This window comes from Amycolatopsis sp. NPDC005961 (assembly GCF_040629235.1).
Classification (GTDB): Bacteria; Actinomycetota; Actinomycetes; order Mycobacteriales; family Pseudonocardiaceae; genus Amycolatopsis; species Amycolatopsis camponoti.
On the sequence record NZ_JBEXVF010000040.1, the window covers coordinates 56,541 to 81,076 of the forward strand.

At 71.6% G+C, this 24,536-nt stretch carries 29 protein-coding genes and 1 pseudogene; 14 read left to right on the top strand and 16 right to left on the bottom strand.

Annotation, left to right across the window (positions count from 1 at the left end; all coding sequences use genetic code 11):
* Positions 1 to 40: 40 nt before the first annotated feature.
* Together ABZ342_RS30285 and ABZ342_RS30290 are read left to right on the top strand one after the other, a co-directional pair.
* Positions 41 to 943, top strand: a complete 903-nt coding sequence (locus tag ABZ342_RS30285; RefSeq protein ID WP_360480011.1) for a MarR family winged helix-turn-helix transcriptional regulator — start codon at positions 41 to 43, stop codon at positions 941 to 943.
* Positions 943 to 1,848, top strand: coding sequence for an NAD-dependent protein deacetylase (locus ABZ342_RS30290; protein WP_360480014.1), 906 nt, complete (start codon positions 943 to 945; stop codon positions 1,846 to 1,848). Before ABZ342_RS30285 ends, ABZ342_RS30290 begins: the two co-directional genes overlap by 1 nt.
* Here ABZ342_RS30290 and ABZ342_RS30295 read toward each other — a convergent pair.
* From ABZ342_RS30295 to ABZ342_RS30305, 3 genes are all read right to left on the bottom strand, one after another.
* Positions 1,820 to 2,386: a TIGR03086 family metal-binding protein gene (locus ABZ342_RS30295; protein WP_360480017.1), complete on the bottom strand. Its 567-nt coding sequence runs from the start codon at positions 2,384 to 2,386 to the stop codon at positions 1,820 to 1,822. The genes ABZ342_RS30290 and ABZ342_RS30295 overlap by 29 nt on opposite strands.
* A 160-nt stretch (positions 2,387 to 2,546) precedes the next feature.
* Entirely contained in the window at positions 2,547 to 3,002 is a 456-nt protein-coding gene (locus tag ABZ342_RS30300; RefSeq protein ID WP_360480020.1) for a group II truncated hemoglobin, read from the bottom strand.
* Positions 3,003 to 3,042: 40 nt separating this feature from the next.
* On the bottom strand, positions 3,043 to 3,978 hold the full coding sequence (locus ABZ342_RS30305) for an NAD(P)/FAD-dependent oxidoreductase (protein ID WP_360480023.1): 936 nt from the start codon (positions 3,976 to 3,978) through the stop codon (positions 3,043 to 3,045).
* A 77-nt stretch (positions 3,979 to 4,055) separates the two neighbouring features.
* Here ABZ342_RS30305 and ABZ342_RS30310 point away from each other — a divergent pair, with 77 nt between their 5' ends.
* On the top strand, positions 4,056 to 4,640 hold the full coding sequence (locus ABZ342_RS30310) for an XRE family transcriptional regulator (RefSeq protein ID WP_155543559.1): 585 nt from the start codon (positions 4,056 to 4,058) through the stop codon (positions 4,638 to 4,640).
* On the opposite strand, the gene ABZ342_RS30315 is transcribed toward ABZ342_RS30310, so the two are convergent.
* The 3 genes from ABZ342_RS30315 to ABZ342_RS30325 all read right to left on the bottom strand — a co-directional run bounded on the left by ABZ342_RS30315 (position 4,585) and on the right by ABZ342_RS30325 (position 6,480).
* Entirely contained in the window at positions 4,585 to 5,199 is a 615-nt protein-coding gene (locus ABZ342_RS30315; protein ID WP_360480026.1) for a hypothetical protein, read from the bottom strand. The genes ABZ342_RS30310 and ABZ342_RS30315 overlap by 56 nt on opposite strands.
* An 89-nt stretch (positions 5,200 to 5,288) precedes the next feature.
* On the bottom strand, positions 5,289 to 6,278 hold the full coding sequence (locus ABZ342_RS30320) for a sigma-70 family RNA polymerase sigma factor (protein ID WP_360480029.1): 990 nt from the start codon (positions 6,276 to 6,278) through the stop codon (positions 5,289 to 5,291).
* A gap of 22 nt (positions 6,279 to 6,300) precedes the next feature.
* A complete protein-coding gene (locus tag ABZ342_RS30325) occupies positions 6,301 to 6,480 on the bottom strand; it encodes a hypothetical protein (RefSeq protein WP_360480032.1) in 180 nt (59 codons plus the stop codon).
* A gap of 165 nt (positions 6,481 to 6,645) precedes the next feature.
* Between ABZ342_RS30325 and ABZ342_RS30330 the strand changes: the two are divergent.
* A pseudogene (locus ABZ342_RS30330) lies at positions 6,646 to 6,807 on the top strand (cupin domain-containing protein); the annotation flags it as partial.
* Here the strand turns inward: ABZ342_RS30330 and ABZ342_RS30335 are convergent.
* Positions 6,804 to 7,097, bottom strand: a complete 294-nt coding sequence (locus ABZ342_RS30335; protein WP_360480035.1) for a hypothetical protein — start codon at positions 7,095 to 7,097, stop codon at positions 6,804 to 6,806. The pseudogene ABZ342_RS30330 and the gene ABZ342_RS30335 sit on opposite strands and share 4 nt — an antisense overlap.
* A 326-nt stretch (positions 7,098 to 7,423) precedes the next feature.
* Between ABZ342_RS30335 and tuf the strand changes: the two genes are divergently transcribed.
* The 3 genes from tuf to ABZ342_RS30350 all read left to right on the top strand — a co-directional run bounded on the left by tuf (position 7,424) and on the right by ABZ342_RS30350 (position 10,912).
* Entirely contained in the window at positions 7,424 to 8,611 is a 1,188-nt protein-coding gene (gene tuf / locus ABZ342_RS30340) for an elongation factor Tu (protein ID WP_360480038.1), read from the top strand.
* A 206-nt stretch (positions 8,612 to 8,817) separates the two neighbouring features.
* Positions 8,818 to 10,308 carry a glycoside hydrolase family 28 protein gene (locus ABZ342_RS30345; RefSeq protein ID WP_360480093.1) on the top strand — a complete coding sequence of 497 codons (1,491 nt, stop codon included), beginning with the start codon at positions 8,818 to 8,820 and terminating at the stop codon, positions 10,306 to 10,308.
* Between the two features lie 208 nt (positions 10,309 to 10,516).
* Complete coding sequence (locus ABZ342_RS30350; RefSeq protein ID WP_360480041.1) at positions 10,517 to 10,912, top strand: hypothetical protein; 396 nt, start codon at positions 10,517 to 10,519, stop codon at positions 10,910 to 10,912.
* A 2-nt stretch (positions 10,913 to 10,914) separates the two neighbouring features.
* Here the strand turns inward: ABZ342_RS30350 and ABZ342_RS30355 are convergent, their stop codons facing one another.
* Together ABZ342_RS30355 and ABZ342_RS30360 are read right to left on the bottom strand one after the other, a co-directional pair.
* A complete protein-coding gene (locus ABZ342_RS30355; RefSeq protein WP_155543565.1) occupies positions 10,915 to 11,130 on the bottom strand; it encodes a hypothetical protein in 216 nt (71 codons plus the stop codon).
* A gap of 78 nt (positions 11,131 to 11,208) precedes the next feature.
* Entirely contained in the window at positions 11,209 to 11,592 is a 384-nt protein-coding gene (locus ABZ342_RS30360; protein WP_360480044.1) for an OsmC family protein, read from the bottom strand.
* 75 nt (positions 11,593 to 11,667) lie between these two features.
* Here ABZ342_RS30360 and ABZ342_RS30365 point away from each other — a divergent pair, with 75 nt between their 5' ends.
* The 4 genes from ABZ342_RS30365 to ABZ342_RS30380 all read left to right on the top strand — a co-directional run bounded on the left by ABZ342_RS30365 (position 11,668) and on the right by ABZ342_RS30380 (position 15,083).
* Positions 11,668 to 12,567: an acetaldehyde dehydrogenase (acetylating) gene (locus ABZ342_RS30365; protein WP_360480047.1), complete on the top strand. Its 900-nt coding sequence runs from the start codon at positions 11,668 to 11,670 to the stop codon at positions 12,565 to 12,567.
* Positions 12,564 to 13,619: a 4-hydroxy-2-oxovalerate aldolase gene (gene dmpG, locus ABZ342_RS30370; protein ID WP_360480050.1), complete on the top strand. Its 1,056-nt coding sequence runs from the start codon at positions 12,564 to 12,566 to the stop codon at positions 13,617 to 13,619. Before ABZ342_RS30365 ends, dmpG begins: the two co-directional genes overlap by 4 nt.
* A gap of 45 nt (positions 13,620 to 13,664) precedes the next feature.
* Entirely contained in the window at positions 13,665 to 14,054 is a 390-nt protein-coding gene (locus tag ABZ342_RS30375) for a MerR family transcriptional regulator (protein WP_155543569.1), read from the top strand.
* A gap of 105 nt (positions 14,055 to 14,159) precedes the next feature.
* Positions 14,160 to 15,083, top strand: a complete 924-nt coding sequence (locus tag ABZ342_RS30380) for an NADP-dependent oxidoreductase (RefSeq protein ID WP_360480053.1) — start codon at positions 14,160 to 14,162, stop codon at positions 15,081 to 15,083.
* Between the two features lie 25 nt (positions 15,084 to 15,108).
* Here the strand turns inward: ABZ342_RS30380 and pip are convergent, their stop codons facing one another.
* Complete coding sequence (pip, locus tag ABZ342_RS30385; RefSeq protein WP_360480056.1) at positions 15,109 to 16,035, bottom strand: prolyl aminopeptidase; 927 nt, start codon at positions 16,033 to 16,035, stop codon at positions 15,109 to 15,111.
* 123 nt (positions 16,036 to 16,158) lie between these two features.
* On the opposite strand from pip, the gene ABZ342_RS30390 reads away from it, so the two are divergent.
* Positions 16,159 to 17,178 carry a hypothetical protein gene (locus ABZ342_RS30390; RefSeq protein ID WP_360480059.1) on the top strand — a complete coding sequence of 340 codons (1,020 nt, stop codon included), beginning with the start codon at positions 16,159 to 16,161 and terminating at the stop codon, positions 17,176 to 17,178.
* Between the two features lie 43 nt (positions 17,179 to 17,221).
* Here the strand turns inward: ABZ342_RS30390 and ABZ342_RS30395 are convergent, their stop codons facing one another.
* Positions 17,222 to 18,739: an FAD-dependent monooxygenase gene (locus ABZ342_RS30395; protein ID WP_360480062.1), complete on the bottom strand. Its 1,518-nt coding sequence runs from the start codon at positions 18,737 to 18,739 to the stop codon at positions 17,222 to 17,224.
* Between the two features lie 125 nt (positions 18,740 to 18,864).
* Between ABZ342_RS30395 and ABZ342_RS30400 the strand changes: the two genes are divergently transcribed.
* Positions 18,865 to 19,437 (top strand): TetR family transcriptional regulator, encoded by a 573-nt coding sequence (locus tag ABZ342_RS30400; RefSeq protein ID WP_360480065.1) that lies wholly within the window; start codon positions 18,865 to 18,867, stop codon positions 19,435 to 19,437.
* Positions 19,438 to 19,487: 50 nt separating this feature from the next.
* Here the strand turns inward: ABZ342_RS30400 and ABZ342_RS30405 are convergent, their stop codons facing one another.
* Both ABZ342_RS30405 and ABZ342_RS30410 read right to left on the bottom strand, forming a co-directional pair.
* On the bottom strand, positions 19,488 to 20,417 hold the full coding sequence (locus ABZ342_RS30405) for a DMT family transporter (RefSeq protein ID WP_360480068.1): 930 nt from the start codon (positions 20,415 to 20,417) through the stop codon (positions 19,488 to 19,490).
* A 293-nt stretch (positions 20,418 to 20,710) separates the two neighbouring features.
* A complete protein-coding gene (locus ABZ342_RS30410) occupies positions 20,711 to 21,592 on the bottom strand; it encodes a LysR family transcriptional regulator ArgP (RefSeq protein WP_360480071.1) in 882 nt (293 codons plus the stop codon).
* A 66-nt stretch (positions 21,593 to 21,658) separates the two neighbouring features.
* Between ABZ342_RS30410 and ABZ342_RS30415 the strand changes: the two genes are divergently transcribed.
* Positions 21,659 to 22,261, top strand: coding sequence for a LysE family transporter (locus tag ABZ342_RS30415; protein WP_155543577.1), 603 nt, complete (start codon positions 21,659 to 21,661; stop codon positions 22,259 to 22,261).
* Between the two features lies 1 nt (position 22,262).
* Here the strand turns inward: ABZ342_RS30415 and ABZ342_RS30420 are convergent, their stop codons facing one another.
* The 3 genes from ABZ342_RS30420 to ABZ342_RS30430 are packed head-to-tail and all read right to left on the bottom strand — an operon-like array spanning position 22,263 to position 23,838.
* The gene (locus ABZ342_RS30420; RefSeq protein WP_360480075.1) at positions 22,263 to 22,751 is read right to left on the bottom strand and encodes a methylated-DNA--[protein]-cysteine S-methyltransferase; all 489 of its coding nucleotides are present in this window, start codon (positions 22,749 to 22,751) and stop codon (positions 22,263 to 22,265) included.
* Entirely contained in the window at positions 22,751 to 23,128 is a 378-nt protein-coding gene (locus ABZ342_RS30425; RefSeq protein WP_360480078.1) for a hypothetical protein, read from the bottom strand. Before ABZ342_RS30425 ends, ABZ342_RS30420 begins: the two co-directional genes overlap by 1 nt.
* On the bottom strand, positions 23,125 to 23,838 hold the full coding sequence (locus tag ABZ342_RS30430; protein ID WP_360480081.1) for a 2OG-Fe(II) oxygenase: 714 nt from the start codon (positions 23,836 to 23,838) through the stop codon (positions 23,125 to 23,127). The genes ABZ342_RS30425 and ABZ342_RS30430 overlap by 4 nt, the downstream gene beginning before the upstream one ends.
* Positions 23,839 to 24,536: the final 698 nt, after the last annotated feature.

Sequence of the window (24,536 nt, forward strand, 5' to 3'; positions counted from 1 at the left end):
AATTCTGCCCTACGCCGGATTCTCTGACTACAGTCAGGTAATGGACTCCGACCTCGTCGAAGGTGTCCGGCGGTTCAACCGGACGGTCACCCAGCGGATCGGCGCGCTCGACGACGCCTTCCTCGCCCGCGCCCGGCCGCTGGGCGAGGCGCGGGTGCTCTGGGAGATCGGCGCCGCCGGGCGTGACGTCCGCGAGCTGCGGGAACGCCTCGACCTCGACTCCGGCTACCTGAGCCGGCTGCTGCGCGGGCTGGAACGGGACGGTCTGGTGCGCGTCGAGCCGAGCACCGCCGACGGGCGCGTCCGCACCGCGCGGCTCACCGAAGCCGGGCAGGCCGAACGCGCCGCGCTCGACCGGCTCTCCGACGACGCGGCCGCCGCGCTGCTCGCCCCGCTGTCCGGCGGGCAGCGCACCCGGCTCGTCACCGCGATGGCCGAGGTCGAGCGGCTCCTGACGGCCTCGGCGGTCGACATCGCGCCGTGCCCGCCCGGGCACGCCCACGCCCGGTTCTGCCTGCGCGCCTACTTCACCGAGCTGGGCCGGCGGTTCGACGACGGGTTCGACCCCGGACTCAGCATCTCCGCGGCGGACGAGGAGATGACCCCGCCCACCGGCGTCCTGCTGGTGGCGACGCTGCACGGCGAGCCGGTCGGCTGCGGCGCGCTGAAGGTCCACAGCGAGGCGCCGGCCGAGATCAAGCGGATGTGGGTGGCGCCCGCGGCGCGCGGCCTCGGGCTGGGCCGGCGGCTGCTGGCCGAGCTGGAGACGCACGCGGCGGAGCTCGGCGTCCGCGCGCTCCGGCTCGAGACCAACCGCTCGCTCGGCGAAGCGATCGGCCTGTACCGCGCGGCGGGCTACCGCGAAGTCGCGCCGTTCAACGACGAGCACTACGCCGACCACTGGTTCGAGAAGCAGCTCCCCGGCCCACGTACCCTGGCGTAGTGCGGACCCGCCCCACCCTGACCTGGACGTCCCCGGACGCGCCGCTGCCCCGGACCTCGAGCCTCGACGAGCTCGCCGACGTCGTCGCGCGGCGCGAGGTCGCCGTGCTCAGCGGCGCCGGGCTGTCCACCGAGTCCGGGATCCCCGACTACCGCGGCGAGACCGGCAGCCTGCGCCGGCACACGCCGATGACCTACGACGAGTTCGTCACCAGCGCCGAGGGCCGGCAGCGCTACTGGGCGCGCAGCCACCTCGGGTGGCGCACCATCGCCCGCGCCGACCCGAACGACGGCCACCGCGCGGTCGCGGCGTTGCGCGGCGGCGGGTACTTCGGCGGTGTCATCACGCAGAACGTCGACGGCCTGCACCAGGCGGCCGGCACCGCGGACGCCGTCGAGCTGCACGGCAGCCTGGACCGCGTGATCTGCCTGGACTGCCGCCGCACCAGCCCGCGCGCCGAGCTGGACCGGCGGCTGCGGGCGGCCAACGCGGACTTCGAGGGCGAGGCGACCCGGATCAACCCGGACGGTGACGTCGAGCTGCCCGACGCCGTCGTCCGCCGGTTCACGCCGGTGCCGTGCGCGTCGTGTGCGGGCGTGCTCAAGCCGGACGTGGTGTTCTTCGGCGAGAACGTGCCCCGGCCCCGCGTCGAGCAGTGCTACCGCCTGGTCGACGAGGCCGCCGCGCTGCTGGTGCTGGGGTCGTCCCTGACGGTGGTGTCCGGCCTGCGGTTCGTCCGGCACGCGGCGGCCGCGGGCAAGCCGGTGGTGATCGTCAACCACGGCGAGACCCGCGGCGACCGCTACGCCTCGGTGCGCGTCGACCTTCCGCTGGGCCAGGCGCTGACCGAGCTGGCCGCGCGCCTGGGCTGCGAGATCAGCGAGGATCGCGGCCGAAGCGCGTGAGCACGCGGTCCTGTCTGGACTGCGCCGCGACGCCGGCCGGCGGGGCGGCGAAGACCCGGGAGTTCAGCGCCAATCCCGCGAAGATGTCGTCGTGGTTCTCGTCGATCCACGCGACGAGACCGGGGTCGAGGGTGTCGTCGGCGCCGAGAGCGCGGGCGAGGTCCCAGGTGTGCACGGTGCTGTCGGTGGTGCGGACGGCCAGCGCGCGCCGTCCGGTCAGCTCGCCCAGCGGGTAGTCGACGACCCGGTCCAGCGCGCCGTCCTCGGCGAAGGCCGCCGCGCAGGCCCGGACCGATTCGGTGAACGCCGTCACCGGGTCGTCGCCGAGCGCCTCGGCGTCACGGGCGGCCAGGAACTCCTCGCGGGTGGCGCCGCGCAGGAGCCCGACGTAGTTGAGGTTGCCCCGCGTCATGTGGTTCACCAGCGCGCGGACGTCCCATTCAGTGCACGGCGTCGGCGCGTCCCAGCCGTCGGGCGGCACGGCGCGGAGGTGGTGCTCGAAACCCTTGCTCGCGAGCAGGAAACGGTCGAGGGACATGGTGTCCACTCTGGCCCGGCCGGCGGTCGCGCCGCTCGCGGGTTTCGGACGTCGTGGGCGAGCCGGCCCGGGCGGGTTGGGGGAAACGCGCCAGGGCCGGCTCTGCGACGGACCTCCACAGCCGGTCGTTGCTCACAAGACGCGGCGCGCGCCCCGGGCGTTACACCGCCTGCAAGCCGGTCCACGACCAGTGCGGCATCGCGAGGCCGGCGGGCACGTCGCCGGCCGGGCCCGGGTAGGTGAGGACCTCGGCGACCGCCCATTCCATGTAGGACCGCAGCGCGGCGCGGAACTCCGGGTCGGCGGGCAGGCCGGCGTCGTCCGCGGCGCGCACGAAGCACTCGACGAACCGGCGGCCGAGGTCGGACATGTCGCCGTTGCCGGCGTGCATGCGCAGCACCGCCGAGTGGTCGTTGCACTCCCGCGAGAACCGCGGCGGCCCGCCCATGACCTCGGCCCAGTACCGGGCCAGCCGGTCGACGTGCTGCGGGTGCTGCCCCGGGTGCGAGAACGGGTGGTTCAGCTCGGGGTCGGCCAGGCAGCGCTCGTGGTGGGCGGCGGCCAGCGCGCGGAACGCGGGGTCGCCGCCGGCGAATTCGTACAGCGTCGGACGCACCCGCCGAGCCTGGCACGGCGGGCCGCCGAACGCCAGGACGTCAGCGCGCTGCCGCGGCCGCGCGTTCGGCTTCGGCGGTGAAGCCGCCGAACGCGTCGACCGCCCGCCGGACGTCCTCGGCCACGAGGTCGTGGTTGAGCGCGCCCGCGGCGGCCGCGCCCTGGGCCGCGGCGATGATCACGGTCGCCCGCGCGTCGACGACGTTCCCGGCCGCCCACACGCCCGGCACGTTCGTCTTGCCCATCGCGTCGGTCTCTTCGTAGCCGAGTGCGCGCATGAGCCCGTCGTGCGCGACGGTCTGCGTGCGGATGAACAGCGCCACCCGCGGGACGAACCGCGCGCCGAGTTCGAGGCCGGTGAGGTGGCCGGCTTCGCGTCTTGCGGCGGTGACGGTCCCGTCGACGATCTTGATGCCCCGGGCGTCGAGCCGTGCGCGGTCCTCTTCGGACGGTGGCGCGGTGTGCGCGAAGTACACGACGTCCGGCGACCACTGGCGCACGAGCAGCGCGTGCTCGACGCTCGCGGGTTCGGTGCCGAGCACGCCGAGGGGCAGGTCGCGGACTTCGTAGCCGTGGCAGTACGGGCAGGTCACCGCGTCGGTGCCCCAGCTTTCGCGCAGGCCCGGGATGTCCGGCAGGTCGTCGTGGGCACCGGTCGCGAACAGGACGCGCCGGGCGGTCAGCTTCCGGCCGTCGCTCGCGAGTGTCGCGGTGAAGCCGGGTTCGAGGGCGCCGACCTGGTCGTCGAGGATCTCGACGCCGTAGCCGGCCAGCTCTTCGCGGCCGATCTTGAGCAGTTCGGACGGAGGCAGGCCGTCGCGGGTGAGGAAGCCGTGCATGTGCTCGGCGGGAGCGTTGCGGGGCGCGCCGCCGTCGACGACCACGACGCGCCGCCGTGCGCGGCCGAGCATCAGGGCGGCGTTCAGGCCCGCGGCCCCGCCGCCCACCACCAGGACGTCATAGCTGTTTTCGGTCATGCCGCCACCCTGCGCCCGGCTTCGCGGTTCCGACAACAAATGTTGCCGTTTCCGGGACAAGAGCGTTTCCTGGAGACATGACGGACGCCATCACCCACGCACTGGCCGAGGTCGGCCCGCGCCTCAAGCGGGTCCGCACCCAGCGGCGGGTCACGCTGGCCGACCTCTCGACGGCGACGGGCATCTCGAAGAGCACGCTGTCGCGGCTGGAGTCCGGCCAGCGCAAGCCGAGCCTCGAGCTGCTGCTGCCGATCGCGCAGGCCCACCAGGTACCCCTGGACGAGCTGGTGGGCGCGCCCGAGGTCGGCGACCCCCGGGTCCGGCTGACCGCCCGCCGCTTCCCGCGGTCGAACGGAGCGACGATGACGGTTCTTCCGCTGACCCGCCAGCCGGGCGCGCCCCAGGCGTTCAAGATGATCCTCGAGCCGGAGACGGGCGAGCCGGACCCCCAGGTCCACGAGGGCTACGAGTGGTTGTACGTCCTGTCGGGCCGGCTGAGGCTGATCTTGGCCGACCGCGACATGACGCTGGGCCCGGGCGAGGCGGCGGAGTTCGACACGAGGCTCCCGCACTGGTTCGGCGCGGTCGGCCGCCCGGCGGAGATCCTCAGCCTGTTCGGGAAACAGGGGGAGCGGCTCCACCTGCGGGCGAAGTCCCGGTAGCGCCCGTGCGCGCGCCGGCGAAGATCCGGTGCAGCCGCACGGTGGCCAGCGCGTCGACCAGCCAGCCGAGGCCGAACGCGGTGATGGCGTACCAGGCGGGCGCCCGGCTGATCCAGAGGAGGATCCCGGTGACCAAGGCCCCGGCGAGAGCCAGTGCGGCGACTCCCACGAAGGCGAGCCGGGTCGGGTGCACGGCGTTCCAGCCGGTCGAGGTGAACCACCGCCCTGGGGCCGTTTCCCGCTCCAGCTGGCGGTCCCGCCAGGCTTCCCACTGAAGGTTCCCGGACAACCGGTCGCTCAAGGAGTCCCGGACGTACCGGTGGATCAGCTTGAGGTGGAAGTCGTGCAGGATGTAGCGGTTGCCCAGCATGTACGACGAAACCGGGACCACGAGCAGCAGCACGGAGTTCGTGGCGGACGCGATCGCCAGGCTGATGATCGCGCCGGCCGAGGCGATCTGCAGGGCGAAGACGTTCCATTGGATGGTGGAGCGGCGTTCGGTCTCGCTGCGCAGTGCCGCGTACTCGGCGAGGAGGATCGAGGTCGGGCTATCGTCCACCGGCTCATTTTCGCGCGGCGCGGACCTCCCCGCCAGCTCCGCTCTTCCCGGGTTTCAGTGGCCGAGGGCTTTCCGCGGCCCCGGCGCGACTACGGGAGTTCCGCCGGCAGCCCGAAACCCGCGTACATCGCCGGGTCGAGGAAGCCGGTGATCTCCGCGATCCGGTCGCCGCGCAGGGTCAGGACGTTCACGCAGCCGATGCGGAAGACGCCGTCCGGGTGGCGCTGGTAGCACGCGAACGCGAGCTGGCCGCCGGCCCGGACCGGCACCAGCCGCCACGGTGTCGCGAACACGCTGCCGGACAGGAAGCGGGCGACGTCGTCGCGGCCGTGGAACCACGCGGGCAGCGGCGGCATCGTGAAGCGGGCGTCCTCGGCGAGCAGGTCGAGCAGCGCCGGGACGTCCGCGCGTTCCCACGCCGCGACGAAGTCCGCCACCAGCGCGCGTTCCGCGTCTTCGCCGAGGCTGCGCAGCGTGGCCTGCTGGCTCTGCGACGGCGTCCGCTGGTCGAGCGTCTTGCGGGCCCGTTGCAGCGCGCTGTTCACCGAAGCGACCGACGTGTCGAGGGCTTCGGCGACCTCCGCGGCGGAGAAGGCGAGCACGTCACGCAGGATCAGCACTGCCCGCTGGGTGCCGGGCAAGTGCTGCAACGCGGCGATGAACGCGAGTTCGACGCTCTCGCGCAGCTCGAACCGGCGCTGTGGATCCCAGTCGTCCTCGGGGTAGGGCTCGACGTACGCCTCACCGTCGACCGGCTCGGCGAGCGCGTCGCCGGGGTTCGCCGCCGGGTGGTGGTCGCGCGGCATCAGGCGGGGCGGCCGCTGCTTGATCAGCCGCAGGCAGGCGTTCGTCGCGATCCGGTAGAGCCACGCGCGAACCGAACTCCGCCCCTCGAACCCGGCCAGCCCGCGCCACGCGCCGAGCAACGCCTCCTGCAGCGCGTCTTCCGCGTCGTGCAGGGCGCCGAGCAGCCGGTAGCAGTGGGCGCGCAGCTCGCTCTGGTAGGGCCGCACGAGCCGGTCGAACGCGCCGCGGTCCTCGCGCCGGGCCGCTTCGAGGAGGTCGGCTTCGGTGTCCATGCCCCGCATCCTGCCCGACGCCTCAGCCGAGTTCGCGCTGCATCAGGAGGGTGTCGAGCCACCGGCCGTCCTTGAACCCGACGCGCCGCAGCACGCCCGCGTCCGTGAACCCGGCCGCGCGGTGCAGGCGCCGCGACGCGGGGCTGCCGGAGTCGACGGCGATCGCCTGCTTGGCGCCCGCTTCGGCGCACCGCTCGAGCAACTCGTCGCGCCGTGGCGAGCGCGTAGCCGGCGATCTTCGGGTCGCTCAGGACGAGGAACGGGAGGTCGCTCTCGCGGATCTTCGCGCGCTACTGGTCCGGGGCCGGCGGGGTGGTTTCGAACGTGAAGACCGAGCCGGTGACGTACGGCGCGAAGACGGCCGCGATTGTGGCTGGGTGCCGGCTCGGCGGAACACGTGCTGCACGCCGGGGATTCGGTCTACTTTCCCGCCGACGCACCGCATTCGTACGCGAACCGCGGTGACGAGCCGTGCGAGTACCACGTCGCGGCGCTCGTGATGCGCTCGCGCGCCGGCCGGGCTCACTAGACGACATCGCCGTGGCCGAGTGCCTTGCCGAGCGCCGGGCCGGCGTTGCGGTCCTCGTCGAGCGCCCGCCACAGCAGCGTCGCCGCGTGGGTCCGGACGCCCCCGCTCGCCGGATTCCGCCGCAGGTCGTCGAGCACGGGCGAGGCGAGGCCGCACACCGCCCCGACCACGGAGACCAGCTCGTTCGCGATCCGCGCTGCCGCTTCCGAAACCCGGACTCCCGAGCGGACGGCGCCGAAGTGGTCGGCGATGGCGCCGATCGCCGAAGCCGCGAGGTCGCGGTGGTCCATGGCGCCCTCCCAAGCCAGACCGGTGACAGCGCCCAGAGTCGCCCCCGGCGAGCCGGGTGTTACGCGCCATCCCCCGCGGAAAACCGGATGACACCACGACCTTCCGCGTGGCACCCTGCGGATCATGTTCCCCGTGTCCGATAGCGCGACGCTCGCAGGCTCGTCCCTGCCGAGCGCCCTTTCGGCACGGCCGCTTCCGGCCTCGCTCACCGGCGCTCGAAGCTGACCCTTCCCCGATTCCCCTGTCACGAGCGCGGAACCGCCGGGGGAGGGTTGACGACTTCTCCCGGTTTCGCGCGCTTTCGTTCTCAGTACAGGGAAATCCCATGACCAAGCAGCAGTACGTGCGCACCAAGCCGCACCTCAACATCGGCACGATGGGCCACGTCGACCACGGCAAGACCACGCTCACCGCCGCCATCACCAAGGTGCTGGCCGAGCGCGACGGCACCAACCGCTACGTCGCCTTCGACCGCATCGACCGCGCGCCGGAGGAGATCGAGCGCGGCATCACCATCACGATCGCGCACGTCGAGTACGAGACGCCGACCCGGCACTACGCGCACGTCGACATGCCGGGCCACGCCGACTACGTCAAGAACATGATCACCGGCGCGGCCCAGCTCGACGGCGCCGTCCTGGTCGTCTCGGCCCAGGACGGCGCGATGCCGCAGACGCGCGAGCACGTCGTGCTGGCGCGCCGGATCGGTGTCGAGCACCTCGTGGTGGCGCTCAACAAGGCCGACCTCGTCGAGGACGAGGACCTGCTCGACCTGGTCGAGCTCGAGGTCCGCGAGCTGCTGACCCGCTACGGGTTCGACGGCGAGGCCGTGCCGGTCGTGCGCGTGTCCGGGCTGCGCGCGCTCGACGGCGACCCGCGGTGGACCCAGCGGATCCTCGACCTGCTCGAGGCCGTCGACGAGCACGTGCCGATCCCGCCGCGGCGGCTCGACCTGCCGTTCCTCATGCCGATCGAGAACGTCCTGACCATCACCGGCCGCGGCACCGTCGTGACCGGCGCGGTGGAGCAGGGTGTGCTGAGTGTCGGCGACGCGGTCGAGGTGGTCGGGCTCGGCCCGGCCGTCGCGAGCGTGGCGACCGGGCTCGAGACGTTCGGCAAGCCGATGGAGCGCGCCGAGGCGGGCGACAACGCCGCGGTGCTGCTGCGCGGGGTGAAGCGCGGCGAGGTCCGGCGCGGGCAGGTCGTCTGCCTGCCGGGCAGCGTCCGGCCGCACACGCGGTTCCGCGCGGACGTCCACGTGCTGTCCGCCGCGGAAGGGGGCAGGCGGACGCCGTTCGCGGCGAACTACCGGCCGCAGTTCCACTTCCGCACCAGCGACGTCGTCGGCGTGGTCACCCTCGCCGAGGGCGTCACGGTGGTCCGGCCGGGTGAGGCGGCTTCGCTGACGGTGGAAGTCGGCCAGCCGATCGCGATGAGCGCGGGCCTCGGCTTCGCCATGCGCGAAGGTCGTCTCACGGTGGCCGCGGGCACCGTCCGCGAGGTGCTGGACTGACAGGCGCGGCCCCTGCTTCGGCGGGGGCCGCGCTTGACTCATCCGATCATTTGCTCCTAGCCTGATCTCGCGCATTCCCGATCCGCCGTCGGAAACACCGCGTGGTGTTTCCGCTGTGGCGAGAAAAGGGAGCTTTCGTGGGCGAAGCGTTCAGCCGCCGTCGTGCGGTCACCTGGGGAGCGGCGGCGGGTGCCGCACTGCCATTCATCGGATCTCCGGCCGTCGCTGCGGAAGACAGCGCGGCGGGAGATAATGCGGCGGGGCGGTTCTTCGACGTCACGAAGTTCGGCGCGAAGGGCGACGGCCGCACCATCGACACCGCGGCGATCAACCGCGCCATCGACGCGGCCGCGGCCCGCGGCGGGACCGTGTACTTCCCGGCCGGCACGTACGCGAGCTATTCGATCCACCTCAAGAGCAACGTGGCGCTGTACCTGGGGGCGAACGCGACGATCCTCGCGGCCGCGCCCGCCGGCGGCAAGGGCTACGACCCGGCCGAGCCGGGCGCGGGCAACCCGTACCAGGACTTCGGGCACAGCCACTGGCACAACAGCCTGATCTGGGGCGAGAACCTGGAGAACGTCACCATCGAAGGGCCGGGCAAGATCGACGGCAAGGGCCTCGTCGCGGGCGGCAGCGCGGAGTCGGCGCCGCTCAACGGAAACAAGGCGATCGCGCTCAAGCTGTGCCGCAACGTCGCGATCCGCGACATCACGATCGTCAACGGCGGCCACTTCGGCATCCTGCCCACCGGCGTCGACAACTTCCGCATCGACGGCCTGGTGATCGACACCAACCGCGACGGCATCAACATCGACTGCTGCAAGAACGTCCGCATCGCCAACACGACCGTGAACTCACCGAACGACGACGCGATCGTGCTGAAGAGCTCGTACGCGCTGAACACGGTGCGGGACACGGAAAACGTGACCATCGACAACTGCTTCGTCAGCGGCTACAACCTCGGCACGCTGGTCGACGGCACGTACCAGACGTCGTCGTACGGGCGCACCGGCCGCGTCAAGTTCGGCACGGAAGCGAACGGCGGGTTCCGCAACATCGCGATCTCCAACGTGGTCTTCGAGTACTGCCGCGGGTTGGCGCTGGAGACCGTCGACGGCGGCTGGCTGGAGGACGTGACGATCAGCAACCTGACGATGCGCAAGGTCCAGATGCCGCTGTTCTTGCGGTTGGGCGCCCGCATGCGCGGCCCGGCGGGCATCCCGGTCGGCTTCCTGCGCCGGGTGAGCATCAGCGACGTGACGACGTTCGACGCGGACCCGCGGTATCCGTCGTGCTTCGCGGGAATCCCGGGCCACCCGATCGAAGACGTGAAGCTGAGCAACATCCGCCACCACCTGGCGGGCGGCCTCACCCCGGGCGACGCGGTCCAGAACCCACCGGAGCTGGAGACGGCGTACCCGGAGCCGTCGATGTTCGGCACACTGCCGGCGCACGGGTTCTTCATCCGGCACGCGCGGGGGATCAGCCTGGACAACGTGGACGTCCGGGTCGGCACGCCGGACACGCGCCCGGCGTTCGTCATCCGGGACGTCGCGGATCTCGACGTGCACCACTGCCGCGCGGAGCCGGGAACCCCGACGTTCGTACTGGACGGCGTGGACGACTTCCGGGTGAGCGACGGGCGCCCGGTGGCGGAGGCCCGGGTGGAGCACGCGGACCACCAGGAGCTGTAAGAGCGGCCGGCCGGGCCCCGCCGCCGCCGCGGGGCCCGGCCGGTGTTGTGTTTTCGCCGTGCCGCCACCCGGCTGCGCCACGCTGACCTCAGCGAATGGGCCGGCCACTCGACATTGCGATCCGGCGACACAACCACGACCGCGGTAACCGTCGCCGCGTGTCCGGCGACTGAACAACGGTCCGGGCCGAGTCGTCGAAGGCGTGCCGATGAAGACGTGGTTGTGCGGAATGGTGCTGGCCGCCGGCGTGGCGACGGCGGCGTGTGGCGCGGCGCCGTCGCCGGCGCGCGCCCCGGATCAGCCCCACACCAGCGAAACGGTGCTCACCATCGAACCGACTCCCGTCGTGACCGTCACCGTGCCGCCGACCTCCAGCGCGACGACGCCCCCTCCGGCTCCGGCGACCACCAAGAGGACATCAGTCCGCAAGACACCGACCCGGAAGCCTCCGCAGTTCGGCTACCAGTGCCGGGACGGTGACGAAACGAAGTACGACGTGTGCGCGGGCCACAAGGCTTGGGTCGACGGGCAGCGCGAGTTCACGGACTGCCTGGACGGCGGCGGAACCTGGGACATCGAGAACCAGCGCTGCAAGCGACCCTGAACTCAGCGGCCGCGGAGACCGGGGCGCGTCAAGCCGACCGTCGCGAGGACGATCAACGCCACCGCCGCCACCCCGGCGATCACCGACAGCACCGGGGCGGGCGCGTCCGTTCTCGCCAGGGTGAGGATGCTCGACACCAGCAGTACCGCCCCCACTCCCAGGTTCAGCCAGCACAGCGGAGCCGTGCTCGGGATGAAATGCCAACGCCGCTCGGCCATCGGACCTCCTCCGTCGGGATCTCTCCCCGATCTGCCCCGAACGCGAGTCGATCAAACCGACGTGCCCAGGGCGGTGGTTCAACGCGCCCGGCGGACCGGTGCCCCGGCCCGCAATGCCCGGGGGATCTCGGCGACCTCGTCGACGATTTCGAGCAACCGGGACAGCTCGCCGTCCGGGGCCGGTGAGTCGAGCTCGACGGAGTAGGTGATCCCGGTGGACGTCCACGTCGTCGTGTCGAAGCCGCCGGAGGCCGTCACCCGGGCTCCGGCGAGCTCGATGCCGAGCTGCTCCGCCTCGCGGTACAGGTCGTTGAGGACGCAGCCCGCCGCGGCGAGGTTCAGCAGGTGCCCGCCGGTGAACTCGGTGTCCACGCTGACGCCGCCGGGAGTCCAGCGGTGGGGGAACCGCACGCCCGTCTCGCTCCGCAGGGAGCCGGCGCCGGCCACGACCTCGAATGCCATGGCCCCAGTGTCGATGTTCCACTGGCCGGAACGCAAGACTGTCCTGGTCACGAGCGGCGGTGCGACCGTCGGAGCATGGCTCCCGTGAAGGCGGCGATCGTCGGCCCCGGCAACATCGGCACCGATCTGCTGGCGAAGCTGCGACGCAGTGAAGTTCTCGAAGTCGGTTACGTGGTCGGCGTGGTCGAGTCCGACGGGCTCGAACGTGCTCGCGCGCAGGGGATCGCGGCGTCGGCCGAGGGCGTCGACTGGCTGCTGCGCCAGGACCCCTTGCCGGAGCTCGTGTTCGAGGCGACGTCCGCCAAGGCGCACGCGGCCAACGCCCCGCGGTACGAGGCGGCCGGCATCCAGGCGATCGACCTGACGCCGGCGCACCTCGGCCCGATGGTCTGCCCGCCGGTGAACCTCGGCGCGCACCTCGACGCGCCGAACGTCTCGATGATCACCTGCGGCGGCCAGGCCACGATCCCCATGGTGCACGCGGTTTCCCGGGTGACGCCGGTGCCGTACGCGGAGATCGTCGCGTCGGTGGCCTCACGCGGCGCGGGCCCGGGGACGCGGGCCAACATCGACGAGTTCACGCGCACGACGTCCCAGGCGGTCGCCGAGATCGGGGGCGCCGGGCGCGGGAAGGCGATCATCATCCTCAACCCGGTCGAGCCGCCGATGATCATGCGCGACACCGTGTTCTGCGCGATCGGGCTCGACGCCGACCGCGACGCGATCACCGCGTCGATCCACGAGATGGTCGACGAGGTCCGCAAGTACGTCCCCGGCTATTCGCTGCGCGCCGATCCGCAGTTCGACGACGCGCGCGAGGAGTGGGACGGCAACGCGCGTGTCGGGATCTTCCTCGAGGTCCGCGGCAACGGCGACTACTTGCCCGAGTACGCCGGAAATCTCGACATCATGACCGCCGCGGCCGCCCGGGTCGGCGAGCTGATGGCGCGCGCGAAGCAGGAGGTGCCGGCATGAGCGAGCCTGCGAACGAATCGAGGAATACCGCGCGGCCGGAACTGAAGCACGACGTCCGGATCGTCGACACGACGTTGCGCGACGGCAGCCACGCGATGGCCCACCGCTTCACCGAACAGCAGGTGCGCGACACCGTGCGCGCGCTGGACCGCGCCGGCGTCGAGGTGATCGAGGTGACCCACGGCGACGGCCTCGGCGGTTCGTCGTTCACCTACGGTTTTTCCGCCGTCGACGAGCTGAAGCTGATCGCCGCGGCCCGCGAAGAGGCGAAGCAGGCGAAGATCGCCGTGCTGCTCGTACCGGGCATCGGCACGGCGGAGGACCTCCAGCGCGCGTTCGACGCGGGCGCGGAGATGGTCCGGGTCGCGACGCACTGCACCGAAGCCGACGTCTCGCCGCAGCACTTCGGGCTGGCGCGCGAACTCGGCATGGAAACCGCGGGCTTCCTGATGATGGCGCACCGGACGCCACCGGAGGACCTCGCGAAGCAGGCGCGGATCATGGTCGACGCGGGCTGCCAGGCGGCGTACGTGACGGACTCGGCCGGCGCCCTGCTGATGCACGAAGCCCGCGCACGGTTCGAAGCGCTGGTCGCCGAAGTCGGCGACACGGCCTGGGTCGGTTACCACGGCCACCAGAACCTCTCGCTCGGCGTCGCGAACTCGGTCCTGGCGTACGAAGCCGGCGTCCGCTACATCGACGGGTCGCTGTGCGCGCTCGGCGCGGGCGCCGGGAATTCGCCGACGGAGGTTCTCGCGGCGGTGTTCGACCGCTTGGGCGTCGACACGGGCCTCGACGTCGGCGCCCTGCTCGACGGCGCGGAGGAGGTCGTCCGCCCGTACCTGAACCGCTGGCCGAAGATGGACCGCAACGCGATCGTGCAGGGCTGGGCCGGGGTGTACTCGAGCTTCCTGCTGCACGCGGAGCGCGCGGCGGAGCGGTACGGCGTCCCGGCGCAGGCGATCCTGCGCCGCTGCGGGGAACTCGCCCTCGTGGGCGGCCAGGAGGACATGATCATCGACGTCGCGGTGACGCTGGCGGCGGAGGGGTAGGCAGCTCGCCTTGTACCCGGGCCACGCGGGCGTAGGCTTTCCGGAATGCGGATCGGCGAGCTGTCCAGGCGCACGGGCGTGAGTCCGCGCTCACTGCGGTACTACGAAGAGCAAGGCTTGCTGACCAGCTCACGCTCCGACACGGGGCAGCGGCACTATTCCGATGCCGAGGTCCAGCGCGTGTCGCTCATCCGGCGGTTGTTCGAGGCCGGTCTGTCCAGCCGGGTGATCGCGACCGTGCTGCCGTGCGTGGACGTCCCCGACGACCTGGGCATCGCCGAGGAGACGTTCACGGCGATGATGCGCGAGCGCGACCGGATCGACGCCGATATCGCGCACCTGGTCGAGACGCGGGATGCCCTCGACGTGCTGATCAAGGCCAACAGCCGGCACCGGGCGGAGCTGTCGACGACCCCGGTGACCCGATCCGCCTGAACCTGTGACCTGTGTCTCGGCCGCTTGCCCCTCACATCGGTGTCAAAGATGAGGATGGCGACAGGCCCGGAACGACCGGGCCGGTCACCCGGAAGGCAGCGGAAAATGGGACAGGCGTGGGGTTTCGGCAGGCATGGCGGGCCCGAGGTGCAGGAGTTCTTCGATCGTCCCGATCCCGTCCCCGGCAGCGGTGAGGTGCTGATCCGGGTCGACGTCGCCGGCGTGAACCCCCTCGACCACCTCCTGCGCTCGGGCCTGGTTCCCGGGCTCGACGGCGGGCGCCCGTTTCCCCGCGTGCTGGGCATGGAGGCCGCGGGAACCGTTCTCGCCCTGGGCGAGGACGTCGACGGGCTCGAGGTGGGTGACGCGGTCTTCGGCTTCGCGCTCACCGGTGGCGGCACCTACGCCGAGACGACGGTGCTGTCCGCGCCCAACACCGCGCGCATCCCGGCGGGCCTGTCCGCGACCGTGGCGGCGACGCTGCCGGTGGCCGGGACGACCGCGGTGGACGCGCTCGACCAGCTGGGCCTCCCGGCCGGTGCCACCGTCCTGGTCAACGGGGTCGGGGGCGGGGTCGGTCTCGCGGTCGCCCGGCTGGCCGTCGCGCGCGAGCTGCGGGTGATCGGCACCGGGAGCACCGCCAAGCGCGAGTCCGCCGAAGCCGTCGGGGCGCGGTTCATCGACTACACCGCCGAGGACGTCGGCGCCGCGGCGCGCGAGCTGGTTCCGGACGGCTTCGACGGGATCGTCGACCTGGCCGGCGGCCCGTCGCTGCGGACGGTCGCCCCGCTGGCCCGGGAAGCCCGCACGGTCATCTCGGTGGGTGACATGTCGGTGGCCGAACTCGGCGGGCGGTTCGTCGAGCGTCGCCTCGACCGCGAGAACCTGGCGCGCTCCGCCCGGCTGGCCCTCGACGGAGTCCTCGCCCCGGTGATCACCGCGGTCCATCCGCTGGCCGACGCCCCGGCCGCGCTCGCGACCGTCGAGAACGGTCACCCCTCGGGCAAGGTCGTCATCAAGGTGGCGTGAGCGAGGCCCGCGCTCGCCGCGGCGGTCAGCGCGCGAACCGGTCCAGCGCGGCGAGCGTCCAGGCGCGCTTGACGTCACTGGCCCGGTGCCCGGAGTGGTCGTCGACGAGCAGTTCGGCGCCGGGCCACGCCTCGGCCAGCTCCCACGCCGTCGTCACCGGGCAGCTGAGGTCGAGCCGGCCGTGGATCAGCACGCCGGGGATGCCGGCGAGCCGTCCCGCGTCGCGGATCACCGCGCCTTCGTCCAGCCAGCCCGCGTTCGCGTAGTAGTGCGTCGTGAGGCGGACGAACGCGAGGGTCGCGTCGTCCACCGGTTCGTCGCGGACCGGGGGAGCGCCGGGCTCGAGCGACAGCACGACGTCCTCCCAGCGGCGCCAGGCGGCCGCCGCCCGGTCCCGGACCGCCGGGTCGGGGTCGGCCATGAGCCGCGCGTACGCGGCGACGTCGTCGCCGGTGCCCAGCGTGAACCGCGTCCACTCCTCGGGGAAGAACCGGCCCACGCCGCGGTAGAGCCAGTCGATTTCGGACCGGCGCGTCGTGCTGATCGCGCTCACCACGAGTTCCGTCACCCGTTCGGGGAAGCGTTCGGCGTACACGAGCGCGAGGGTCGTGCCCCACGAGCCGCCGGTGACCAGCCAGCGGTCGATGCCGAGGTGTTCACGCAGCTTCTCCAGGTCGGCCACGAGGTGGTCGGTGGTGTTGTCGCGCAACGACGTCGTGGCGTGCGGCACGCTCCGGCCGCAGCCGCGCTGGTCGAGCAGTACCACCCGGTAGCGGGCCGGGTCGAACATCCGCCGCATGCCCGGCCTGCTGCCCTGGCCGGGTCCGCCGTGCAGCACGACCGCGGGCTTGCCGCGAGGATTGCCGCTGGTCTCCCAGAAGATCCGGTGCCCGTCGCCGACGTCGAGCAGGCCTTGGTCATCGGGCTCGGTCATCGGGTACATCTCGGGCATCGCGCGTGTCCACCTTCGGTCAATGTCCGGAACAGACCGGTCCGGCCGCGCCGGAAGCCCGCCAGACTCGGGTCCGGCCGGTGATCATGCCGGACCGCACCCACATCCTCCGAGGGGATTTCGATGAAACGCAGGATCTTCGCCGCGGCACTGGCCTGCGCGGCCACGGTCGCCGGGCTGGTCGGCGCCGCGCCCGCCGCGCAGGCGGCGACGTCGGTGACGTTCACCCCGCGCACGGTGACCTCGCCGCACGAAACCCAGTACGTCGCGGCGTTGGGCTCGGTGCAGCTGGCCATGACGGCGGGCCAGACCGCGTACGTCTACTCGACGCTGCGAGCGAACAACGCGTCGAACACGACGCTGATCGACAACGAGGTCCGCTGTGCGAGCACGAGCGGCTGGACGAAGAACGAGGTGCTCGGCCAGAACGTCCTGATCGCGAGTGCCGACGCCCCGGCGTCGCTGCGGGACATCGGCGTCACGACCCGGTTCCTGGTGCACCCCGGCGCGGCCGGCACCGTCACCTGCACGACGTACCTGCGCAGCGCCAACCTCGGGCTGGGCAACTCGACCGTGCGGCTGGTGAGCGGGGAGCTGAAGTTCGCGGACACCAGCGTCGCGAACACGACCGCGGGCACGCCGCCGCAGGCCGACGACGGTGACACGCCGTCCGGGCGCGTCATCGCGCTGAACTCGGCGGCGCCGACGGTGCGCGAGCCGGCGACCGAGGTCTTCGAGACCGCGCCGGTGACCGGGCTCAGCGTGTTCGGCGACATGCAACTCATGGCCTGCTACCCGGAACCGGCGAACTACGACTGCCCGGTGAACAGCATGACGGCGCGGGTGACGCTGTTCGTCAACCAGTGGAAGGCCGACGGCACGCTGTGCAAGTCGGACGCGTCCGCGAGCGAGACCGCGGTCGTCCGGCGCGACGTCCACCACCTGGTGGTGCCGCTGAACACGCACTTCGCGGCGGCGACGGGCAACGGCTGCGTGCCGAAGTTCAACTTCTACGTGAAGACGGACTGGCTGAGCGGATCGACCGGCGCGGTGCAGCTGGCGGCGAGCGGCCTGCCGGACGCGGTCGGCTCGACCGCGACGCACAACGACGCGATGAGCCACGCCTTCGCGGTCGCTTACTGATCCGGTGGGGCGCGCCGGTTTCCCGGCGCGCCCCTGGCAGGTGTCAGGCGGGTTCGCCGAACCACCGGCGCAGCGAGGCGTCCAGACCGGTCGTCGCGCCGTCTTCCCGGGCCCAGGCGACGTGCCCGTCCGGCCGGATCAGGACGCCGGTCAGGGCCGGCTCGCTGTCGCACTTGGCGGTCAGCGTCGTGACGCGGCCCGCCCAGCCGCTCGCGGTTTCGCGCAGCTCAGCGTTGTCGGCCAGGTCGAGCAGGAGCGCCCGGCCGTCCTGGAGGTGCTCGCCGAGCCGGGTGCCGTCGGCGAACGCGAAGTCGGGCGCGCCGCGGCCGGTGAGGTCGTGCTCACCCTCGATCGGGTACCGGTGCAGGACACCGGAGAGCTTCTTGGCCAGGTACGTCGCGCCGTCGTCGGTGAGCAGCAGGTCGGTGACGACCTGGCGCAGCGCCTTCGTCCGGACGTCGCTGCGCATCAGCGCGACCTGCGCCCGCGTCCACTCGAGGACCCACTCGCCGATCGGGTGGCGTTCGGTCGTGTAGGTGTCGAGGAGGCCGTCGGGCGCCCAGCCCCGGATCGTCGCGGCGAGCTTCCAGCCGAGGTTGACCGCGTCGCCGAGGCCGAGGTTGAGCCCCTGCCCGCCGAAGGGGGAGTGGACGTGCGCGGCGTCGCCCGCCAGCAGCACGCGGCCTCGGCGGTAGGTGGTGGCCTGCCGCGCGTTGTCGGTGAAGCGCGTCGCGCTGTGGACCTTGGTCACGTGGACGTCGGCGCCGGAGACCCGCCGGAAGCTGTCTTCGAGCTCCTGCGCGGTGACCGGGGCGTCGCGGTCCTCGGGCGGCCCGTCGAACTCGACGGTGAGGATCCGGCCGGGCATCGGGCCGTGGACGTAGAGCCCGCCGGTGCCGTGCTGCCAGCCACCGGGCAGGGCGTCGGTGCCGGTGATCTCGGTGAGCGCCTGCCGTCCGGTGACGGCGGGATCGGTCCCGGGGAACTCGAACCCGGCGTGCTTCCGGACGAAGCTGCGGCCCCCATCCGCTCCGACGAGCCACCCGGCCCTGACTTCGGTCCGGTCGCCGAGCCGCACGGTGACGCCGTCGTCGTCGGCGTCGAAGCCGGTGACCTCGACGCCCCGCCGGATCTCGGCCCCCAGCTCGGCGGCGCGTTCGGCGAGGATGGCTTCGACGGCCTGCTGCTGGATCACGACGACCTTGGCGGCGGGCCCGACATCGCGGAAGGCCGGATCCTCGAAGTCGACGCCGTTCGACGCGACCATGATCCCGGCGAAGTGCCCCACGGGGATCGCCGGCTTCGGCCCACCCCCGCCCCGGGACTCGAGGAACTTCCGGATCTGTTCCGCGTTCTGCTGCACGATCGCGTCCACCGCGGGCAGCAGGCCACGGCGGTAGAAGGCTTCGCCGGTGGTCAGGTTGACCGACCCGGCCTTGATCGTCGGATCCGGCTCGGCGAGCCGTTCGACGACGAGTACGTCCACGTCCTTGAGCCGGAGTTCGCAGGCCAGCATCAACCCGACCGGTCCGCCCCCGGAGATCACTACATCCCAGTTCATGCCACCGATGATGCCGCGAAACTTTTACCGAGTCAAACTTTTGGCTCGGTCTATACTCTCGGCTCATGGCGGATCACGGACTGCGCGAGCGGAAGAAGCGGGCCACGCGCCAGCTGATTTCGAACGTGGCCTCGGGCCTGTTCATCCAGCGAGGCTTCGAGGAGGTGACGGTCGCGGAGATCGCCGAAGCGGCGGGCGTGTCGAAGATGACGGTGTTCAACTACTTCCCGCGCAAGGAAGATCTCTTCCTGGATCGCCACGCGGACCGGCTGGCCGAGCTGGTGTCAGTGGTGCAGTCCCGCCCGGCGGGGGTGTCGGCATGCGCGGCTTTGCGCGCGCACCAGCACTCGCTCTTGGCTTCGGGCCATCCGCTGTCGGGCGCCATCGCCGGCGGGCCGGGGTTCTGGTGGGTGCTGACTTCGAGTCCGGCTTTGATGGCTCGGTGGTACGAGCAGGAGCGGGAGATCGCTTCGGCTTTTGCGGAGGTGTTCGTCGAGGAGACGGGGGATGCGTTCCGGTCGCGGATGGTCGCGGGGTTGTTGACCACGGCGATCACCACGGTGTTTTCTCACGCGATGGGGCGGATCTTGGCCGGGGATGACGTCGAGGTGGTTCGGCGGGAGCAGGTCGCGGTGATCGACCAGGCTTTCGACCTGGCAGAACACGGAGTGGGTGACTTCCCACCGGCGTCAGGGTGAGTTTTCCGGCCGCGAAGGTCGTCCCGGCCCAGCGCCGTCGGCACCCTGGGTCACCCTATGCGAACGGGTTCCGGCGCTGGTTGCTTGATCGAATCGGGGACCGGGTGCGGCGGTGCGTTCTCGCCGCGGTGCTCGGTGAACCGGGCCAGTGCCAGTACGCCACCGATGGCGAGGAGCGCGCAGAGCAGCCCGGACACGGCAACCCATCCGCTGATCGAACTCGCTTCGCCGAGCAGCCCGACCCCGATCGCCACGGCGACGATCGGGTCCACCACGGTGATGCACGCCATGACCGTGTGGGGTGGTGCGCTGGCATAGGCCTGCTGCACCAGCCAGGCGCCGAGGAGCAGCGCGAGCACGATGGCGATCACGGAAACGATCAGCGCGGAGAGCGGACCGCCGTGCTGAACCTGCTGCAGCACCGCCCTGGTCAGGACCGATACCAGCCCGTAGGCCGTGGCCGCGGCGGTGGCGAACGCAAGACCTCGCGCCCGTCCTCTCGTCGTCATCGCGAGCAGGGACATGCCGACCACGCCGACGGCGACGAGTTTGCCGGCTTGAAGGCCGGCGAAACCGCTCACTTCGGTCGGCGTGGTGTTGCTGGCCGCGATTCCCACGAAACCGGCCACCCCCGCCGCGATCGCGCCGACCGCCAGCCAGCCGCGTCCGGTGAGCTTCGGGCCGCCGGCCCGGGCAGCGAACAGTGCGGTCGCACCGACCGCGAGCACGCCGACCGGCTGCACCACGATGACCGGTGCGACGCCGAGCGCTACCGCGTGCAAGCTCCCGCCGACGATCATCACGAGCAGGCCGAGCAGCCAGCCTGACTGGCACAGCAACCGGCTGAAAGAACGAAGTCGCAGCGTCGGCCCGTCGTCGGCGTCCCGCATCGTCGTGTGCACCGCCCGGTGCTGCATGTGCGCGGCCAGCGCGGCGAACACGGCGCCCGCCATGGCAAACGCGATCCCGATGATGGTCATCCGGAACCCTCCGATACGCGCCGCCACCGGCCGCCGTCCGCGGGGCGAGGCTGAAAGTCAGTCATCTGGGCCACGGCACAAGCCTGTCCGGCTTTGGCGCCGCACGCGATCAAGGTGGCACCCCAACCGGTCCAGGGGGCGACCCCACCGTGCGGGGTGGAGTTTTCCCTACCGCGAAGCACTCGGAACAGGCAGGGCGAGGTTCGGGATTCCTTTGCTGGTCAGCTGGTTGTCGTCACCATGGGTGCTGGGGCGGTCACCCACGTCAGTCGCGTTCGGGCTTGTCGTGCCGCTCAGCGAAGTGCTTTCCCCGCACCGGCGGCCACGGCGTTCGCGACGGTGGCCAGCGCCGGCGAGTCCAGCTTCCACTGCTGCCAGTGCAGGGGTACGTCCAGCGGACGGTCCGGTGCCAAGTCCGCCAGGGCGTCGCCGCGGGGGGCTGCTTGGAGTTCCGGGATCATGCCCCAGCCCAGGCCGGCCGCTACCGCCTCCACGAACGACTCCGATGCCGGGATGTGGTGGCGGACCGGGGTGAACGTCCGGCGGCGGGTGAGGCTGCGCAAGAAACGGTCCTGGAGGTCGTCCTTGCGGTCGAACATGATCACCGGCGCTGCCGGGAGCGACGTGGGGAGGGGAGAAGTCAGCCAGCGGGCGATGAACGCCGGGGAGGCCATTGCTCGATAGCGCATGCGGCCCAGGCGGGTTGATGTGCAGCCCTGGACTGGTTGGGGCGATGCCGTTACCGCCGCCATCACCAAGCCCTCGCGGAGGAGGGCTGCGGTGTGGTCTTGGTCCTCTCGTTGGAGGTCGAACGCGAGCGAGAGGGATGCCGGGACGCCGGACAGGGATGGGAGGAACCACGTTGCCAGGGAGTCCGCGTTCACCGCTATCGACAGCGTGCGTGTGGAGGAGTCCAGGCCCAGTTCGGACACCGCGTCCTGCTCCAGCTGGGCCAGTGAACGCGCGAAACGGATCAGGACCTGGCCGGATGCCGTCAGGGAGATCGGCTTCGTGCGCAGGAGCAGGACTCGGCCGGTGCGTTGCTCCAGCGCCTTGATGCGCTGGCTGACCGCCGACGGGGTCACGTGGAGGACCGCCGCCGCCGCGTCGAAGCTTTGCTCGTCCACTACGGCCAGCAGCGTTCTGACCTGGTCCAGCGGGAGATCTGACATCACGAGCGCTAATGTTACGTAAGAATCTTTAGCTGGGGTAACCCAGCGGTACGGTCGTACCGTGGAACGGTGCTTCCCCTGCTCCTCGCCGGCTTCGGGACCGGGCTGTCCCTCATCGTCGCCATCGGCTCGCAGAACGCCTTTCTCCTGCAGCAAGGGTTGCGTGGGGGCGCCGTGACGCCGTTGGTCGTCATCTGCGCCGTGTCGGATCTGGTGCTGATCGGACTCGGGGTAAGTGGGATCGGGGCCGTGATCGAGCAGTGGCCGACCGCCATCGGGGTGATCGCGGTCGGGGGCGGGCTCTTTCTGCTGGGCTACGGCGCGCTGGCCGCGAGGCGGGCGTTTCGGCCCTCCGTCATGACCGTCGGCGCCGAACGGACGCCGCTGCGGAAGGCCGTGCTTGCCTGCGTTGCCTTCACCTGGCTCAATCCGCACGTCTACCTCGACACCGTCTTGCTGCTCGGCTCCGTCGCGGTCGCTCACGGCGATGGACGGTGGTTGTTCGGGCTTGGAGCCGGGATCGCCAGCGCCGTCTGGTTCAGCGCGCTCGGTTTCGGCGCGAAGAAGCTGGCCGGCGTCTTTGCCCGGCCCGTGGCGTGGCGCGTTCTGGACGTCGTCATCGCCGTGACCATGACCGGGCTCGGCGCCGCGATGCTGCTGAGCCACGTGTGAGTCACCAGAGCTGACCGCGCTCCGCGGCCGGCGGGCGCTCCAGCTCCAGCAGGAACTGCTTGCGCTTCAAGCCGCCCGCGTAGCCGGTCAGCTTCCCGTTCTTGCCGACGACCCGGTGGCACGCCACCAGAATGCTCAGCGGGTTCTGCCCGACCGCCGCCCCGACCTCGTGCGGGAGGCCGCCGACGGCCGTCGCGAGGTCGCCGTACGTCGCCGTCGAGCCGTATGGGATCTTGGCGATCTCGGCCCACACCGCGCGCTGGAAGTCGCTGCCGTCGGCGCGCGTGGGGGCGTCGAACTCCTTGCGCTGGCCGGCAAAGTATTCCTTCAGCTGCTCCGTCGCCGCCGGGAACGCCGAGTCGTCGCGCGGGCCGAACGTGGTGTGGTCCGGACGGGTCCAGTGGTGCGGGAAATACAGGCCGGTCACGACGTCGCCGTCGCCGACCAGGGTGAGCTCGCCGATCGGCGAGTCGATGATCGCGTGCTTCATCAGTTCTCCCAAGTAGTGCCGTCTGCTCGTGCGCCGCGTAGGCCGGGCAGGCGGGAATCCGTCAGAGTCGCAGTGACGACCGTCCGATGAGAACTCCATCTCGTCGACATCAGCAGCCGCCGCGACAGGCCGGCCCAGCCGGTCGGGGTGGCGGCCACGACCCACATGTCCGGGTCCGGCGCCGCGAACCGCTGGGCCTGGCGCAGCCACGAGGCCGCCGTCTCCGGCCACGTCACCGTCGCCAGGACCAGGCCACCCCAGGCTTCGGCGATCCGTTCGCCGTCGGCCCGTGACGCCGGGTCGGCCGCGGTGCCGAGCACGATGTGCCGGGCCTCGCCGATCAGCTTCACGAGCGCCTCGAGTTCCGCGGCGGTCATGTCGCGTCGTGGAAGACGAGGCCCAGGGTGTGCCGGCGGCCCGAACGCACCGCCGAGACGCCGTGGCGCACCGGCGACGCCGACCAGCCGCGGGCCGAGCGGACCGGACGGTCGCGGGTGGTGAACACGAGGCCGTGGCCCTGGGGGATGAGTGTCGCGGTGCCGCGCGATTGCGCTCGCGGCCGTTGCTCGACGAGGAGAAATTCGCCGCCGGTGTGGTCGGTGCCCGGGTCGTTGAGGTTGATCACGACCTGCAGCGGGAACACTTTGTCGCCGTAGAGGTCGCGGTGGAGGGCGTTCCAGCCGCCGGTTTCGTAGCGCAACAGGATCGGGGTCGGCCGCTGCTGGCCGGCGTCGTGGCAGACCTTCAGCCATTCGTCCAAAGTGGACGGCCATTTCGGATCGCGGCCGAGGCGGGCGTACCAGTCCTGGGCGATCGGTAGCAGACGAGGGTAGAGCGCTTGCCGCAGCCGCTCCACCGGTTCGGGGAAAGGTGCGGCGAAGTAGTGGTAGTCACCGTTGTCGCCGAAGCGGTAGCGGCGCAGGTTGACCGTCGCACGGAAGTGTTCCGGTTGGTCCCAGAGGGCGACGAGCTTCGCGCACTCGGCGGGAGTGAGCAGCTGGGGAAGCAGCGCACAGCCGTAGTCATCGACCTCGGCGGCCACCGCCCCCCAATCGGCTGCGGCGACGCGTTTCTCGTAAGTGCTCATATTAGGTAGACGTTCCGGCGAGGCGAAACGTGAGATCGGCTCGGCGAGATTTCGGCCGGGTTGGTGGGCCGCTAGGAACGGCTCGGTCTAGGTGGTTGTGGGCAGGGGCGAGGTGCGGGCCGGGTGGGCGGCAGGTTTCTTGGTGGGCACCAGGTTGGCCAAGGAACGTGTCGGCCGGGGTGGGCCGTGGCCGGATGCGGCGGCAGGTTCAAGGTCGTGCCGAGGGGCGGCAGGTTCGCGATGAGTGCCGGAGACCGAAATGTTGGCTACCCAAGGCGCCGCGTGGGGCCGGCAGCGACAGCTGGCCGGACGGTGGGCGGTGCCGAGCAGGAGCGGATGTCCGGATTGGTGGCCGTGGCGAACGGGTTCGGCCTGGCCGGCCCCTTCTGGGCGCGGCCAGCAGCGGTGTGTAGTACGGGGATTCTGGCGGGGAGCGGCGGGGTGTTGACCCGGCCTGCCCGGCCCGGCCTGCCCGGCTTGTCCGGCCCGGCTTGCCCTGCCTTCTGGCCTGCTCGGCCTCCCGGCTCGGCTCGATCCGCTCGGCCTGCCCGGCCCGGCCCGCCCCGGCCCGACTTGCTCGGCTCGACCCGCCGGGCCCTGCCCGGCCCGCCGGGCCCTGCCCGGCAGATAGGAAGAGGGGCGGGTTGGGGAAGAGTGTTAGGGTGTAGGGTTAGATATAGGTGGTGGGCGGGTAATTA